The 15245-nt window shown below is 67.5% G+C and carries 14 protein-coding genes; 7 read left to right on the plus strand and 7 right to left on the minus strand.

Features of this window, described 5'->3' with window-relative positions; translation table 11 throughout:
* Nucleotides 1-31 precede the first annotated feature (31 nt).
* Together cysS and rlmB are read left to right on the plus strand one after the other, a co-directional pair.
* On the plus strand, nucleotides 32-1438 hold the full coding sequence (gene cysS, locus AC5Y46_RS02735; RefSeq protein WP_499990011.1) for a cysteine--tRNA ligase: 1407 nt from the start codon (nucleotides 32-34) through the stop codon (nucleotides 1436-1438).
* On the plus strand, nucleotides 1439-2368 hold the full coding sequence (rlmB, locus tag AC5Y46_RS02740) for a 23S rRNA (guanosine(2251)-2'-O)-methyltransferase RlmB (protein WP_499990013.1): 930 nt from the start codon (nucleotides 1439-1441) through the stop codon (nucleotides 2366-2368).
* A 15-nt stretch (nucleotides 2369-2383) separates the two neighbouring features.
* Here the strand turns inward: rlmB and AC5Y46_RS02745 are convergent, their stop codons facing one another.
* From AC5Y46_RS02745 to AC5Y46_RS02760, 4 genes are read right to left on the minus strand one after another with little or no spacing between them, the layout of a single operon-like run.
* The gene (locus tag AC5Y46_RS02745) at nucleotides 2384-3625 is read right to left on the minus strand and encodes an SLC13 family permease (RefSeq protein ID WP_499990015.1); all 1242 of its coding nucleotides are present in this window, start codon (nucleotides 3623-3625) and stop codon (nucleotides 2384-2386) included.
* A 14-nt stretch (nucleotides 3626-3639) separates the two neighbouring features.
* Nucleotides 3640-4560 carry an MBL fold metallo-hydrolase gene (locus tag AC5Y46_RS02750; protein WP_499990016.1) on the minus strand — a complete coding sequence of 307 codons (921 nt, stop codon included), beginning with the start codon at nucleotides 4558-4560 and terminating at the stop codon, nucleotides 3640-3642.
* Nucleotides 4560-5318, minus strand: coding sequence for a LamB/YcsF family protein (locus tag AC5Y46_RS02755; RefSeq protein ID WP_499990017.1), 759 nt, complete (start codon nucleotides 5316-5318; stop codon nucleotides 4560-4562). The genes AC5Y46_RS02750 and AC5Y46_RS02755 overlap by 1 nt, the downstream gene beginning before the upstream one ends.
* Before the next feature lie 6 nt (nucleotides 5319-5324).
* Nucleotides 5325-6038: a sensor domain-containing protein gene (locus tag AC5Y46_RS02760; RefSeq protein ID WP_499990018.1), complete on the minus strand. Its 714-nt coding sequence runs from the start codon at nucleotides 6036-6038 to the stop codon at nucleotides 5325-5327.
* Nucleotides 6039-6191: 153 nt separating this feature from the next.
* Between AC5Y46_RS02760 and AC5Y46_RS02765 the strand changes: the two genes are divergently transcribed.
* Nucleotides 6192-7271: an Rv3575c family transcriptional regulator gene (locus AC5Y46_RS02765; protein WP_499990022.1), complete on the plus strand. Its 1080-nt coding sequence runs from the start codon at nucleotides 6192-6194 to the stop codon at nucleotides 7269-7271.
* 54 nt (nucleotides 7272-7325) lie between these two features.
* Here AC5Y46_RS02765 and kstR read toward each other — a convergent pair whose 3' ends face one another.
* Nucleotides 7326-7925, minus strand: coding sequence for a cholesterol catabolism transcriptional regulator KstR (gene kstR / locus AC5Y46_RS02770; RefSeq protein ID WP_463828576.1), 600 nt, complete (start codon nucleotides 7923-7925; stop codon nucleotides 7326-7328).
* A gap of 270 nt (nucleotides 7926-8195) precedes the next feature.
* On the opposite strand from kstR, the gene AC5Y46_RS02775 reads away from it, so the two are divergent.
* Entirely contained in the window at nucleotides 8196-10313 is a 2118-nt protein-coding gene (locus tag AC5Y46_RS02775; RefSeq protein WP_499990023.1) for an acyl-CoA dehydrogenase family protein, read from the plus strand.
* A gap of 88 nt (nucleotides 10314-10401) precedes the next feature.
* On the opposite strand, the gene AC5Y46_RS02780 is transcribed toward AC5Y46_RS02775, so the two are convergent.
* Together AC5Y46_RS02780 and AC5Y46_RS02785 are read right to left on the minus strand one after the other, a co-directional pair.
* Complete coding sequence (locus AC5Y46_RS02780) at nucleotides 10402-10932, minus strand: hypothetical protein (protein ID WP_499943237.1); 531 nt, start codon at nucleotides 10930-10932, stop codon at nucleotides 10402-10404.
* 89 nt (nucleotides 10933-11021) lie between these two features.
* Complete coding sequence (locus tag AC5Y46_RS02785) at nucleotides 11022-12107, minus strand: 2Fe-2S iron-sulfur cluster-binding protein (protein ID WP_499990262.1); 1086 nt, start codon at nucleotides 12105-12107, stop codon at nucleotides 11022-11024.
* Between the two features lie 173 nt (nucleotides 12108-12280).
* Here AC5Y46_RS02785 and hsaA point away from each other — a divergent pair, with 173 nt between their 5' ends.
* The 3 genes from hsaA to hsaC are packed head-to-tail and all read left to right on the plus strand — an operon-like array spanning nucleotide 12281 to nucleotide 15243.
* On the plus strand, nucleotides 12281-13465 hold the full coding sequence (gene hsaA, locus AC5Y46_RS02790; protein ID WP_499990024.1) for a 3-hydroxy-9,10-secoandrosta-1,3,5(10)-triene-9,17-dione monooxygenase oxygenase subunit: 1185 nt from the start codon (nucleotides 12281-12283) through the stop codon (nucleotides 13463-13465).
* Between the two features lie 3 nt (nucleotides 13466-13468).
* Nucleotides 13469-14344, plus strand: a complete 876-nt coding sequence (gene hsaD / locus AC5Y46_RS02795; RefSeq protein ID WP_499943235.1) for a 4,5:9,10-diseco-3-hydroxy-5,9,17-trioxoandrosta-1(10),2-diene-4-oate hydrolase — start codon at nucleotides 13469-13471, stop codon at nucleotides 14342-14344.
* Nucleotides 14341-15243 carry an iron-dependent extradiol dioxygenase HsaC gene (gene hsaC / locus AC5Y46_RS02800; RefSeq protein WP_499943234.1) on the plus strand — a complete coding sequence of 301 codons (903 nt, stop codon included), beginning with the start codon at nucleotides 14341-14343 and terminating at the stop codon, nucleotides 15241-15243. Before hsaD ends, hsaC begins: the two co-directional genes overlap by 4 nt.
* Nucleotides 15244-15245 lie beyond the last annotated feature (2 nt).

A 15245-nucleotide genomic window follows, 5' to 3' on the forward strand; every position in this document is an offset into this window, starting at 1 on the left:
GGCCCGAGTGCAGGCAGTAAGCTGGCACGTCGTGACCGATCGTGCCGGCCTGCGGCTCCATGACACGGCGACCGGTGCCGTGCGTGACTTCGCGCCGCTACGGCCCGGACACGTCTCGATCTACCAGTGCGGCGCCACCCCGCAGGGGCTACCGCACATCGGCCACGTCCGCAGCGGCGTCGCGTTCGACATCCTGCGCCGCTGGCTGACCGCGAGTGGCTACGACGTCGCCTTCGTCCGCAACGTCACCGACATCGAAGACAAGATCCTCACCAAAGCGGCCGCCGCCGGCCGGCCCTGGTGGGAGTGGGCGGCCACCCACGAAAGGGCGTTCACCGCGGCCTACGACTCGTTGGACGTGTTGCCCCCGTCCGCCGAGCCACGCGCGACCGGCCACATCACCCAGATGATCGACTTAATGGAACGCCTGATCGAAACCGGTCACGCCTACGCCGCCGGTGGCGACGTCTACTTCGACGTGCTCAGCTACCCGGACTACGGGCAACTGTCCGGGCATCGCATCGACGATGTCCACCAGGGCGAGGGCGTGGCGACCGGTAAGCGCGATCAGCGCGACTTCACCCTGTGGAAGGGCGAGAAGCCGGGCGAGCCGTCGTGGCCCTCGCCGTGGGGGCGCGGACGTCCCGGCTGGCACATCGAATGCTCGGCGATGGCCCGCACCTATCTCGGACCGGAATTCGACATCCATTGCGGCGGAATGGATTTGATCTTCCCGCACCACGAGAACGAGATCGCCCAGAGCCGTGCCGCCGGGGACGGGTTCGCCCGCTTCTGGCTGCACAACGGCTGGGTGACGATGGGCGGCGAGAAGATGAGCAAGTCGCTGGGCAACGTGGTGGCCATCCCCGCGATGCTGCAGCGAGTGCGACCGGCCGAACTGCGCTACTACCTGGGCAGCGCGCATTACCGTTCGATGCTGGAGTACACCGAGGTCGCACTGCAGGACGCGGTGAAGGCCTATGTCGGGCTCGAGGATTTCCTGCACCGGGTGCGCAGCCGGGTGGGAGCCGTCTGCCCCGGCGAATGGACGCCGCGGTTCGCCGCGGCGCTCGACGACGACCTGTCGGTGCCGGCGGCGCTGGCCGAGATCCACCAGGCCCGCGCCGACGGCAACCGCGCGCTGGATGTCGGGGACCACGAGGGTGCGTTGCACGCCGCCGGTGCGATCCGGGCGATGACGGGCATCCTGGGTTGCGATCCGCTCGACGAGCGCTGGGAATCCAAAGACGAGACCTCGGCCGCGTTGGCCGCCGTCGACGTGCTGGTGCAGGCCGAATTGCAGAACCGGCAGAAGGCTCGCGAGGAGCGAAACTGGGCCCTGGCCGACGAGATCCGGGACCGGCTCAAGCAGGCCGGCATCGAGGTCACCGACACCGCCGACGGTCCGCAGTGGACGCTGGGTGGTGACGGCAAGTAGATGGCCGGCAATTCGCAGCGCCGGGGAGCCATCCGTAAGACCGGTACCAAGAAAGGTCCGACCGTCGGTTCGGGTGGCCAGCGCCGTCGTGGGCTGGAGGGGCGCGGGCCGACGCCGCCGGCCCATCTGCGGCCCAATCATCCGGCAGCCAAGCGGGCCAAGGCCCAACCGCAGCGCCCGGCCCGGAAGGTCGACGAGACCGAGACGGTGCTGGGCCGCAACCCGGTGCTGGAATGCCTGCGCGCCGGTGTGCCGGCCACCGCGCTATATGTGGCGCTGGGCGTCGAGGCGGATGAGCGGCTCACCGAATCCGTCTCTCGTGCAGCCGATTCGGGTATCTCGATCCTGGAGGTGCCGCGCAGCGACCTGGACCGGATGACCGCCAACCATCTGCATCAGGGCATCGCGTTACAGGTGCCGCCGTACGACTACGCCCACCCCGACGACCTGGTCGCGACCGCACTGGCCGCGCCCCCGGCGATGCTGGTCGCGCTGGACAACATCTCCGATCCGCGCAACCTCGGTGCGATCGTGCGATCGGTGGCGGCATTCGGCGGCCACGGCGTGGTCATCCCGCAGCGCCGGTCGGCCTCGGTGACCGCCGTCGCGTGGCGCACCAGCGCTGGGGCGGCAGCCCGGATACCGGTGGCCCGAGCGACGAATCTGACCAGAACACTTAAGGATTGGGCTGATCGCGGGTTGCGCGTGGTCGGGCTCGACGCCGACGGCGACACCCCGCTGGACGAGCTGGACGGCACCGATCCGGTCGTTGTCGTCGTCGGCTCGGAGGGTAAGGGGTTGTCCCGGTTGGTGCGCCAGAACTGCGACGAGGTGGTGTCGATCCCGATGGCGGGTCGGACCGAATCGCTGAACGCCGCAGTTGCCGCCGGGGTGGTGCTCGCCGAAATCGCACGTCAACGCAGAAGTTAGGGCGCGCAGGAACAACTACACCCCGAACAGTTGCACGCTCGCCCACAGGGCCACCACCGCCACCACCAGAGCGGGCGGCACCGTGCACAACCCGAGTCGCGTGTATTCGCCAACGCCGGTCGGCACATCATGGCTCCGCAGCACCCGTCGCCACAACAGGTTGGACAGCGATCCGGCGTAGCTCAGATTCGGTCCGATGTTGACACCGATCAACACCGCCAGCACGGCCGCCGGACCGCTGGCCACGACCAGAGGCACCAACACCAGTGTCGCGGGCAGATTGTTTACCAGGTTGGCCAGCACGGCGGCCACGGCGGCGACACCGAGCAGCGCCGGCAGGCTCGACCCGGCTGGCAGGAACGCCGACATCCGCGCCGACATCCCGTTCAGCGTTACCGCCTGAACGACAATGCCCAGCGCGAGCACGAACACCAGGAACGGCAGATTCGCCGAGCGAACGATCTCTGTCACCGAGATGTGCCTCTGCCGGAGACTCCGCAACCCCAACGCTGTGGCCCCGGCCAGCGCGGCCCATGCGGGTGCCACGTCAAGCGACTCGGCGGCGACGAACCCGACGAGCGTCAGCGCCACGACCAGCAGAACGAACAGCGGCGGACGCGCCGGCGGACCGATTTGGGTACGGTCTGGGTCGACCCGCAAGTCCCGCGCAAAGAACAACCGGAAGACCAGATAGACCGTAGCGACCGCGGACAGCCACGGCAGCGCCATGAGCAACGTGAACCTGGTGAACGAGATATTCGCGCCGCGGTAGACGAGAAGGTTGGTCAGATTCGACACCGGAAGCAGCAGCGAAGCCGCATTGGCCAGGTGGGCTGTGGCATAAGCGTACGGGGGCAACGGAGTTCGCAGCTGCCGGACGGTTGCCAGCACCACCGGAGTCAATAGCACCACGGTCGCGTCCAGGCTGAGTACCGCAGTGATGACAGCGGCGATGACGAACAACTGTCGCAACAGCCCGGTCGACCCTGCGGTCGCACGCGCCAGGGCTGCGCCGGCCGCTTCGAACAGACCCTCGGCGTCACACAGATTGGCCAGCACAAGCACCGCTCCGAGGAAGGCGACCACGCGGGCCAGTCCGGAGGTTTGCGCCGCGGCCTGGCTTGGTGAGATGGCGCCAACTGCGATCAGCATGGCGGCCGCGGGTACGGCCGCAGCGGCTTCCGGCCATCCGCGGGGGCGGGCCACGGCGAAGCCGAGGACGACAACGAGCGATATCAGGCTGAGGATCAGGGCCAAGGCTGAATTCGCTTCTAACGCCAGGGATCTTCGTACCGCCACACCGTCGGCATATGGATCTCGACACCGTCCTCTGCAGCCAGCTCGTCGAGGATGCGAATGGACACGTCCAGGTCGTCAACTGCGTATGGCATGGCCCGCAACGGTTCTGACAGCGAGCTGAAGAAGTCATCCCAGTGGATGAGAACCACGCGGCGCGCTCCCACTGTGCGTACCGTCTCGGTCCAGTAGTCGACCAGGTATGAGCGCGGCCGCACACCCAGTTGTCCGACACCGAGATAGGCGACCTCGGCTCGGTATCCCGCCAGTGCGCCCTCGACGAAACCGGCGCTGCCCTGGATCAGCAGCCGTCGCGCTGATGGCCGGTGGTGAATCAACGTCGACCACGCCTCGCCGCAGCGGTAGGCCGACGCCTTCACCGGTGGCACCAACGGCGCGTCGATCGTCCCGGGAAACCGGTCGGGCGGGCAGTGATGTGACTCGACCAGCGTAACCTCGTAGGCGCCCAACGTGATTGGTTCCCCGGAGACCGCGACGACCAGACGGTCCTCTGGGAGGCCGTGTCCGCGGCCGACGTTGGCCGCCGACTCGCCGCCGACCAACTGGGCCCCGGTACGCTCGGCGACCAACGCGGAATCCATGACGTGGTCGATGTGAGTGTGCACCGGTATGACGGCGGCGAGCCGAGATACCTTGGCCCGGGCCAGGCAGCCGTCGACGCGCGCGGCCGACGGCGCGACCTTGCCGACGGCCACTTGTGCCAGTCCCGGACGGGAGAAGTAGCCGTCGGTCAGCAGCGCCGACGACCCGTCGTCCAGCAGCAGTGTCGCCACCCCCATCCAGGTTGCCCACAGCGGCGAATCAGGTTGGGCGGCGGGAACATCGAACCGATCCGAATACTGTCCGAGGTCGGGCCGTCCCAGTTTGAGCCGCATCAGCAGAACGCACCCAACTCGACCCCGGCGGCCAGCAGTTCGTCACGCACCGCGGCCGCGATCGCCACCGCGCCCGGCGAATCACCGTGCACGCAAACCGATTCCACCGTCACTGCAACCGGGGAGCCGTCGACTGCCGGCACCTCGCCCGAGGCCACCATGGCCGTTACCCGTTGGGCGATCTGCGTCGGATCATGCAGCACCGCACCGGGTTCGCGACGGGGCACCAACCGGCCCTCGGCTGTGTAGGCGCGATCGGCGAACGCCTCGGCGACGGTGCGCAGACCTCGGCTTTCGGCTTCGTCGAAGAACACCGAGCCGGTCATGCCCAGCACCGGCAGCGCAGCGTCCACATCATGTATCGCAGCGGCGACCGCGGCGGCCTGTTCCCGATGCGTGACGATCGTGTTGTACAGCGCCCCATGGGGTTTGACGTAGGACACGGCCGCACCGCCGGCCTGTGCCAACGCCTGCAGTGCGCCGATCTGGTAGATCACGTCGGCGTGCAGGTCCTGGGCGTCGACGTCGATGAACCGCCTGCCGAATCCGGCCAGGTCGCGGTAACTCACCTGTGCGCCGATCCGCACCCCCCGCTCGGCGGCCGACCGGCACACCCGCAGCAGGCCGGCCGGGTCGCCGGCGTGGAAGCCGCACGCCACGTTGGCGCTGGTGACGATCCCGAGCATGGCTTCGTCGTCACCCAGTCGCCAGACGCCGAATCCTTCACCCAGATCGGCGTTGAGGTCGATGCGGCGCAATTCGGCCTACAGCTTGGCGATCTTGCCGGCGATCTGGTTGGCGATGTCGACTGCCGCGGTGCCGGATTCGGAGTAGGCGCACGTCACGATGTCGACCGCGATGTTGTTGCGCACCGTCAGGGCACGTTCACACGCCCAGCCGTCGCCGTTCTCCTGGACTTCGGACGTGTTGAGCATGCCGTTCTGGTCGGTGACATCGTTGACCGTCCAGATGGTGTCGGGCTGGTTGGGGCTGACGTCGTTGAAGCGACGGTTGCCGCAGGCTTTCCAGCTCTGCACCGAGGAGTTGTAGAAGTTGCTGGCGTCCTGGGCGTTCGGGAAGGCCACCACCGCCTGGATCGCGTAGTGCTTGCGTTTTTTGGAGTCGTCGATGCTGTCGTCGAGGCGCTGCCCGCGCATCGCCTTCCACCCGGTCCCGGCGTAGACCTTTTCCTGCGCGGCGCCGTCGACGGCCAGGCAGTTCTTGTCGCTGACGTTCTTGCTCCAGTCCCACATGGCTTTGGCGCTGAACCACACCTTCATCGACGTCGCACCCAGGACGCTGTTGATCTGGCTGGTGTCGAGCAGGAGGTTGTCCAAGGCGCTGACCGAGATCGGAGTCTGATTAGCCAGACCGGTCTTGTCGCCTGCCATGGCCTTGCCGTCAATCACGTCTGTGCAACCGCCGATGAGCAGGCACGCCCCGCTCAGCGCGACGAGCGCGGCGATCTGCTGGCGCACTGTTCCCCCTTCCCCAAGCACCTCGCAGGCCCCATCAGCCGGCGCCTCATCAGCTTAGGCGCTGGCTGTGTCGATGTCGCCGAACGGCCCCGGCCTCCGACACCCGCGCCGTCTTGCAGCTGCGGCCCGCAAACCGCGGTAGCCTCACCGAACGTGAGTCCCACACCGCGCAGGCGGGCGACTCTGGCGTCGTTGGCAGCCGAGCTCAAGGTATCGCGCACCACGATCTCCAACGCCTTCAACCGGCCCGACCAACTCTCCCCGGAACTTCGTGAGCGGGTGCTCGCCACCGCGAAACGCATCGGGTACGCGGGCCCCGATCCGGTGGCCAGATCGTTGCGTACCCGCAAGGCCGGTGCGGTGGGTCTGGTGATGACCGAGGCGCTGACCTATTCCTTCAGCGACCCGGCGGCACGGGACTTCGTCGCAGGACTGGCACAGTCGTGCGAGGAGCTCGGTCAGGGGCTGTTGCTGGTGTCCGTGGGTCCCAGTCGCAGCATCGAGGACGGCGCCACCGCGGTACTGGGCGCCGGGGTGGACGGGTTCGTGGTGTATTCGGTGTCCGACGACGACCCCTACCTGCAGGTAGTGCTGCAACGGCGGCTGCCGGTGGTGGTGGTCGATCAGCCGGTGGGCTTGTCGGCGGTGTCGCGGGTCGGCATCGACGACCGCGCGGCGATGCGCCGAATCGCCGACCACGTGCTGGGGTTGGGACATCGGGAGATCGGGCTGCTCACCATGCGACTGGGACGCGACCGGCGCCAAGGGCTGGTCGACGCCGAACGGTTGATGTCGCCGACGTTCGACGTGCAGCGCGAACGCATCATCGGGGTCTGGGAGGCGATGGCGGTTGCCGGCGTCGATCCGGATTCGCTGACGGTGGTGGAAAGCTATGAGCACCTGCCCACTTCGGGCGGCGACGCCGCCAGAGTGGCTCTGCAGGCCAATCCGCGGATCACCGCGCTGATGTGCACGGCCGACATCCTGGCCCTGTCGGCCATGGATTACCTTCGCGCACACGGCATTTACGTGCCGGGGCAGATGACGGTGACCGGTTTCGACGGCGTCGAGGACGCGATCAGCCGTGGGTTGACGACGGTGGCGCAGCCCAGTCTGCAGAAGGGCCGCCGCGCGGGTGAACTGGTGCTGCAACCGCCGCGGTCCGGCCTGCCGGTGGTCGAATTGCTGGACACCGAACTGGTCCGGGGGCGGACCTGCGGCCCGCCGGCTTAGTCCGATGGTCGCGACCCGCTGCGAGCGGCCTAGCGGCCGCTCTTGCGATCGCGACTAGCAGTTCTCGTGGTCGCCGATCAGCAGCCGCACGGCCAGGTCCAGGCGCTTGCTGACGTCGGTGGCCGAGGCGCGCCGGGTCAGCCACGCCAACAGATTGGACAGCCACACGTCGGAGATGACCCGGGCGATGTGGTACTGGTCCTCGGTCGGCTCGCCGTCGCTCATGGCCCGGGCGAACATGGAGTCGATCAGCTTTTCGACCTGGTCGACCTCGCTGGCTGCCGAGGCGTCGGCGAACACATAGGCGCGCGTCATGGCCTCGGTCAGCAGCGGGTTGCGCTGCATGGCGCGGTTGAGCTTGCCGACCATGAAATTCAGCCGCTGGAACGGGGTGCCGCCGGCCACCGCGGAACGGTCGGTCTTGGCGTCGATGCGGCTGAACTCGCGGCCCAGCGCCGACACCAGCAGGTGCACCTTGGACGGGAAGTAGCGGTACAGCGTGCCCACCGCGACGTCGGCGCGATCAGCCACCGCGCGCATCTGAACGGCCTCGTAGCCGCCCTTGGACGCGATGGCCATGGTGGCGTCCAGGATGCGCTTGCGCCGCTCGCGCTGCGCCTCCGACCCCAACTCCGATTCAGCCAGTACCGCCACGTTCACGACCTCGCGAGGGTGGTTGTCGGAAGCGCGAGCGTTGCTCGTGTTCGCTGGCGACATACGGCGGGCGGCTCCTCGTGCGGGCGATCTGTTCGCAAACGATACGCATTCTTCGCGTTAATCTCCCACCTCCCCGTAGCCGGGCCGACGACGTGTCCTGGCCTGATACCGTCGACTTGACGGTTGATCGCTTCCACTATTAGAACACGTTCTAGTGGGCATGATTGATTGCCTGCCCTGTGAATTTGATGACGCCGAGGAGTGCTGGTGGTAGCGACCGTCACCGACGAACAGTTCGCAGCGCGCGAGTTGGTGCGCGACTGGGCCCGCGGCGCGGCTTCGGGGCAGGCCGCCGCCGTGGTGGCCAGGGCCGTGGAACAGGGAGAGCCCGACGCGTGGCGGCCGGTGTTCGCGGGGTTGGCCGAGCTCGGCCTGTTCGGCGTTGCGGTGTCCGAGGAGGCCGGAGGAGCCGGCGGCAGCATCGCGGACTTGTGCGCCATGGTCGAGGAGGCCGCCAAGGCGCTGGTGCCCGGCCCGGTCGCCACAACCGCGCTGGCGACTCTCGTCGTTGATGATCCGGAAGTCCTGGCCGCGTTGATATCCGGTGAACGTTTCGCCGGACTGGCGTTGGAAGGCGGGGTGCGATTCGACGGTTCGGTGGCTTCCGGGGTCTTGCCGTGGGTGTCCGGCGGTGCACCGGGCGGCGTGCTGTTGGTGCCGGGCGACGGAGAGTGGCTGCTTGTCGACGCTGACGCCGACGGGGTGTCGCTCGAGCCGCTGCGCGCCGCCGATTTCTCCCGCCCGCTGGCCAGGGTGGAGTTGACGTCGGCGCGGGCCGTGCGGCTGGACACCCCGCCCGGACGGGTCGCCGACCTGGCCGCGACGCTGCTGGCGGCGGAGGCCGCGGGCGTCACCCGGTACGCCCTGGAGACCGCGGTCGCCTACGCCAAGGTGCGTGAACAGTTCGGCAAGCCGATCGGCAGCTTCCAGGCGATCAAGCACCTGTGCGCGCAAATGTTGTGCCGCGCCGAGCAGGCCGACGTGGCCGCCGGCGATGCAGCCGGCGCGGCGTCCGATCCCGACGCTCGGCAGTTCGCCATCGCCGCGGCCGTCGCCGCCGGTCTGACCATCAGGGCCGCCAAGGCCAACGTGCGGGACTGCATTCAGGTGCTCGGCGGCATCGGCTGCACCTGGGAGCACGATGCTCACCTCTACCTGCGGCGGGCGCACAGCATCGGACGATTCCTGGGTGGTGCGGAATTCTGGATGCGCCGGGTCGCGGCGCTGACCCAGGACGGCGTGCGCCGGCAGCTGTCCATCGACCTGACCGAAGTCGAGGGTCGGCGTTCGGAGATCGCCGCGGCCGTCGCCGAAGTGGCTGAGTTGCCGGTCGAGAAGCGGCAGGCCGCACTGGCCGAGGCCGGGCTGCAGGCGCCGCACTGGCCGGCGCCGCACGGGCGCGGCGCGGGTCCGGCCGAGCAGCTGCTCATCGACCAGGAACTGGCGGCGGCCGGCGTCGAGCGGCCGGATTTGGTGATCGGCTGGTGGGCCGCACCGACCATCCTCGAGCACGGCACACCCGAACAGATCGAGCGATTTGTGCCGTCGACCCTGCGTGGTGACTTCCTGTGGTGTCAGCTGTTCTCCGAGCCGGGGGCGGGCTCGGACCTGGCGTCGTTGCGCACCAAAGCGGTGCGAGGCGACGGCGGCTGGCTGCTCAGCGGACAGAAGGTGTGGACGTCGGCCGCGCACAAGGCCGCCTGGGGGGTGTGTCTGGCCCGAACGGACCCGGACGTTTCGAAGCACAAGGGCATTACCTACTTCCTGATCGACATGAAGGCGCCCGGCATCGAGATCCGGCCGCTGCGCGAGATCACCGGCGACTCGTTGTTCAACGAGGTCTTTCTGGACAACGTGTTCGTGCCCGACGAGATGGTGGTCGGCAAGGTCAACGACGGCTGGCGGTTGGCCCGCACCACGTTGGCCAACGAGCGGATCGCGATGGCCAGCGGGACCGCGTTGGGCAACCCGATGGAGGAATTACTCAAGGTGCTCGCCGAGCTCGACCTCGACGCCGCCCAGCAGGACCGGCTGGCCGACCTGATCCTGTTGGCCCAGTCCGGCGCGCTGCTCGACCAGCGCATCGCGGTGCTGGCTGTCGGCGGGCAAGACCCCGGGGCTCAGTCCAGCGTGCGCAAGCTGATCGGCGTGCGCTACCGGCAGGAGCTGGCCGAATACATGATGGATGTGTCCGAGGGCGGCGGCCTGGTTCACAACCAGGCGGTATTCGACTTCCTCAACACCCGGTGCCTGACCATCGCGGGGGGCACCGAGCAGATCCTGCTGACCGTGGCCGCCGAGAGGTTGTTGGGGCTGCCGCGCTAGAAGCCCCTACGCCGACTGTGAATCCTGCGACCCGACACGCCGGTGCAGCGTCGTCTGATTCACGCTCGCGGTGAGGGCCGGCCCCGCCTCAGGCGAAGTTGGTGACGGCGCAGGTGCTGGGCGAGGTGAGGTTCACCCCCGGATAGACGACCTGCATGTGCGTGCAGACGTAGACGGTGACGTTGGTCATCGGTTGTCCGGTCGACCAACTCACCGAGTCGATGACGCCGGTGGTCTGGTACTTGTCCGGCGGGCCCTCGCCGAAGTAGACGGTGGTGATCGTGTCGATCCCGCCCTCTTTGTGCACCCGCTCGAACTGGCTGGTCGCGTGCGCATCCAGGTAGGCCACCCGACTGTTGGACCGGATCTCGGTGGTCTGGCGTGCCCACAGACCGGACGGGAAGCCGGCCGGCCCGTCGGGAGTGCGCAGGTTCGCCCCGGCAACGAAGTCGCAACTGCCGTTCCCGTGGCAGTTGACGAAGGTGTGCGTCTCGATCTGATTCGCCTCGTCTACCGGGAACAACGTGGTGGCGGTGTTGCTGCCGGCGACGGCTGTCGGGGCGGGCAGCAACGTCAGCATCAGCCCGACCAGCGCAAGACCCGGTACCAACCGCTTCATCGTGCTCCCCTTTCCACCGACCTGAGCAGAACTTAGCGCTGTGACCTCTACCGAATCAGATTTCGGGGGAGATTGACAGGTCGTTGTGCCTACTCGTCATAGGTGACCTCGACCGTGTCGGTATCCGGATGAGCCTGACAGGCCAGGATCAGACCCTCGTCGAGATCCTCCTGCTCGAGCACGTCGTTGATCTCCATCGTGACCTTGCCGCCACGTAGCGTGGTGGCGCACGCGCCGCAGTGACCTTCCCGGCAGGAGAACGGCGCATCGAGCCCCTTGGCCAGCAACACGTCGAGCAACTTCGCGCTGCGCGGCCACGAGACGGTATGGGTCTCCCCGTCCAGTTCGACCACCGCGGTGGCCGGTCCCGCCTCGTCGTCGTCGCTGTCGTCGATCGTGACGGCGGCGAACGGGTCGGACTCCAGCGACTTGAACACCTCGATATGCACTTGCTGCACCGGCACTTTCAGCGCATCCAGCGCCTGTCGCGCCGCCTCCATGAAAGGTCCGGGTCCGCAGATGAACGCGGGCCGGTCGGTGAAGGGCGCGGCGAGGTGAGCCAATGCGGCCGCACTGGGCAGGCCCTGCAAAGACTCCAGCCAGTGCACCACCGTCAGCCGGTCGGGATATTTGGTGGCCAGGTCCTGCAATGTGTCGCGGAAGATCACCGAGCGGTCGTCGCGGTTGGCGTAGACCAGCGTTACCTGCCCGCTGCCCTCGGCCAGCGCCGACTTGCAGATGGACATGATCGGGGTGATTCCGCTGCCGGCGGCCAGCAGCAGGAAGTCGCCGTCCAGGGTCTTGGGCACGAAGGTGCCCGACGGCGCCAGCAGATGGATACGCATGCCTTGGTGCGCGTTGTCGCACAGCCAGTTGGAGGCGTACCCGTCCGCGGTGCGTTTGACGGTGACGGTCAACGCGTCGTCGGTGAACGGCGAACTGCACAACGAGTAGCACCGCGCCACCGAACCGGTGCGGTCGCTGGGCACCCGCAAGGTCAAGAACTGACCGGGCGCGTAGCGCAGCCGTTCCGGCGGGATGGACGCACCGTCGGGCACTGCGAACACCAGCGACCGTGCATCGTCGGTCTCGGCGACGACTTCGGCGATCTGCAGCTCCAGGACATGGTCGCCGAGCGGTTCGTCCGGTGCTTGGTCCAGATCCGCCTGGGTCAAGGCGCGCCCTCTCTTCCATCTCAACTAGAACATGTTATAGAAAACCCGATTGGCATCTCTACCAGCCGCAGGAATACCCTGCTCGACACAAATCGGAACGTGTTCTAGTCTTTCCCTAAGTCAGCCGCATCGGTTCTCGACTCAGCCCGCACTCCCACAGGAGGCAAACCTAAGTGACCACCATTCAACAGCGTGATGCGCAGCAGGTGTTAGCTGCCATCGACGATCTGCTGCCGCGGATCCGTGAGCGCGCTCAGGCAACCGAGGATCTGCGCCGGCTGCCGGACGAAACGGTGCAGGAACTCGACGAGGTTGGCTTCTTCACCCTGCTGCAGCCCGAGCAGTGGGGCGGCCTGCAATGCGACCCCACCCTGTTCTACGAGGCCGTACGCCGCATCGCCAGCGCCTGCGGTTCCACCGGCTGGGTCAGCTCCATCCTGGGTGTGCACAACTGGCACCTGGCGCTGTTCGACCAGCAGGCCCAGGAAGAGGTGTGGGGAGAGGACACCAAGACGCGGATCTCGTCGTCGTATGCGCCGATGGGCGCCGGTGTCGTCGCCGACGGCGGCTACCTGGTGAACGGAGCATGGCAGTGGTCGTCCGGATGTGACCACGCCACCTGGGCGTTTCTGGGCGGCCCAGTGATCAAGGACGGGCGCCCGGTCGACTTCGGCAGCTTCCTGATCCCGCGCAGCGAGTACCAGATCGACGACGTGTGGCACGTGGTCGGGCTGAAGGGCACCGGCAGCAACACCGTGGTGGTCAAGGACGTGTTCGTGCCCCGGCACCGGTTCCTGTCGTACAAGGCGATGAACGACGGCACCGCCGGCGGGTATGAGCGCAACACCGCCGCGGTTTACAAGATGCCTTGGGGCACAATGCATCCCACCACCATCTCGGCGCCGATCGTCGGCATGGCCTACGGCGCTTACGACGCGCACGTCGAGCACCAGGGCAAGCGGGTGCGTGCGGCGTTCGCCGGGGAGAAATCCAAGGACGACCCGTTCGCCAAGGTGCGCATCGCCGAGGCGGCCAGCGACATCGACGCCGCCTGGCGGCAACTGATCGGCAATGTCGGCGACGAGTACGCGCTGCTGTCGGCCGGCAAGGAGATCCCGTTCGACCTGCGTGCCCGCGCCCGTCGCGACCAGGTGCGCGCCACCGGGCGGTCGATCTCCTCGATAGACCGGTTGTTCGAGGCGTCCGGCGCCACCGCGTTGGGCATCGAGCAACCGGTGCAACGCTTTTGGCGTGACGCGCACGCGGGCCGGGTGCACGCCGCGAACGACCCGGAACGGGCCTACCAGATCTTCGGGAACCACGCGTTCGGGTTGCCGCCCGGCGACACCATGGTCTAGGCCATGACCGCCACTGAGGAACTCACCTTCGAATCCACCTCTCGTTTTGCAGAAGTCGACGTCGACGGACCGCTGAAACTGCACTACCACGAGGCGGGCATCGGCAACGCCCCCACGGTGGTGCTGCTGCACGGCGGCGGTCCGGGCGCGTCGAGCTGGACGAACTTCTCGCGCAACATCGCGGTGCTGGCCGAGCGGTTCCATGTGCTGGCCGTGGACCAGCCCGGATACGGGCACTCCGACAAGCGCGCCGAACACGGCCAGTTCAACCGCTATGCGGCCCGAGCGCTCAAGGGGCTTTTCGACCAGCTCGGGCTCAAACGCGCTCCGCTGGTAGGCAATTCACTGGGCGGCGGCACCGCGGTGCGGTTCGCGCTGGACTACCCGGACCTGGCCGGGCGGCTGGTGTTGATGGGCCCCGGCGGGCTGAGCGTCAATCTGTTCGCCCCGGACCCGACCGAGGGTGTCAAACGCCTGGGGAAGTTCTCGATGGAGCCGACCCGGGACAACCTGGAAGCGTTCCTGCGGGTCATGGTCTACGACCAGAAGCTGATCACCCCCGAACTGATCGACCAGCGGTTCGAGTTGGCCAGCACGCCGGAGTCGCTCACGGCGACCCGCGCGATGGGAATGTCGTTTTCCGGAGCCGACTTCGAGCTCGGCATGATGTGGCGCGAGGTGTACAAGCTGCGTCAGCCGGTGCTGCTGATCTGGGGCCGCGAGGATCGGGTCAACCCGCTCGACGGTGCGCTCGTGGCGCTCAAGACCATCCCCAGAGCCCAGCTGCACGTGTTCGGGCAATGCGGGCACTGGGCCCAGGTGGAGAAGTTCGACGAGTTCAACAAGCTGACCATCGATTTCGTAGGAGGTGCGAGATGAGCATCCGTTCCCTGGGTTATCTGCGCATCGAGGCCACCGACATGGCCGCCTGGCGCGAGTACGGGCTCAAGGTCCTGGGCATGGTCGAGGGTAAGGGCACCGTCGAGGGTGCCCTGTATCTGCGCATGGACGACTTCCCGGCCCGGCTGGTCGTCGTCCCCGGCGAGCACGACCGGCTCTCGGAGGCCGGCTGGGAATGCGCGAACGCCGAAGGGCTGCAAGAGATCCGGAATCGGCTCGAAGTCGAGGGCACGCCGTACAAGGAGGCGACCGCCGCCGAGCTGGCCGACCGTCGCGTCGACGAGATGATCCGGTTCTCCGACCCGTCGGGCAACTGCCTGGAGGTCTTCCACGGCGTCGCACTGGAGCATCGCCGGGTGGTCAGCCCCTACGGACACAAATTCGTCACCGGTGAGCAGGGGCTGGGACACGTGGTGCTGACGACCCGTGACGACGCGGAAACGTTGCACTTCTACCGGGACGTCCTGGGCTTCACGTTGCGCGATTCCATGCGGCTGCCCCCACAACTCGTGGGCCGACCCGCCGACGGAGCGCCGGCCTGGTTGAGGTTCTTGGGCTGCAACCCTCGTCACCACAGTCTGGCCTTCATGCCCGGACAGACCCCCAGTGGCATCGTGCACCTGATGGTCGAGGTGGAGAACGCCGACGACGTCGGTTTGTGCCTGGACCGCGCGCTGCGCAAGAAGGTGCCGATGTCGGCGACGCTGGGCCGGCACGTCAACGATCTGATGCTGTCCTTCTACATGAAGACGCCGGGTGGCTTCGACGTCGAATTCGGTTGTGAAGGAAGGCAAGTCGCCGACGACGACTGGATCGCCCGGGAAAGCACGGCGGTCAGTCTGTGGGGCCACGACTTCTCGGTCGGCTTCAAGAGCTGACC

The sequence above is a fragment of the Mycobacterium sp. NGS59 genome, assembly GCF_059812345.1.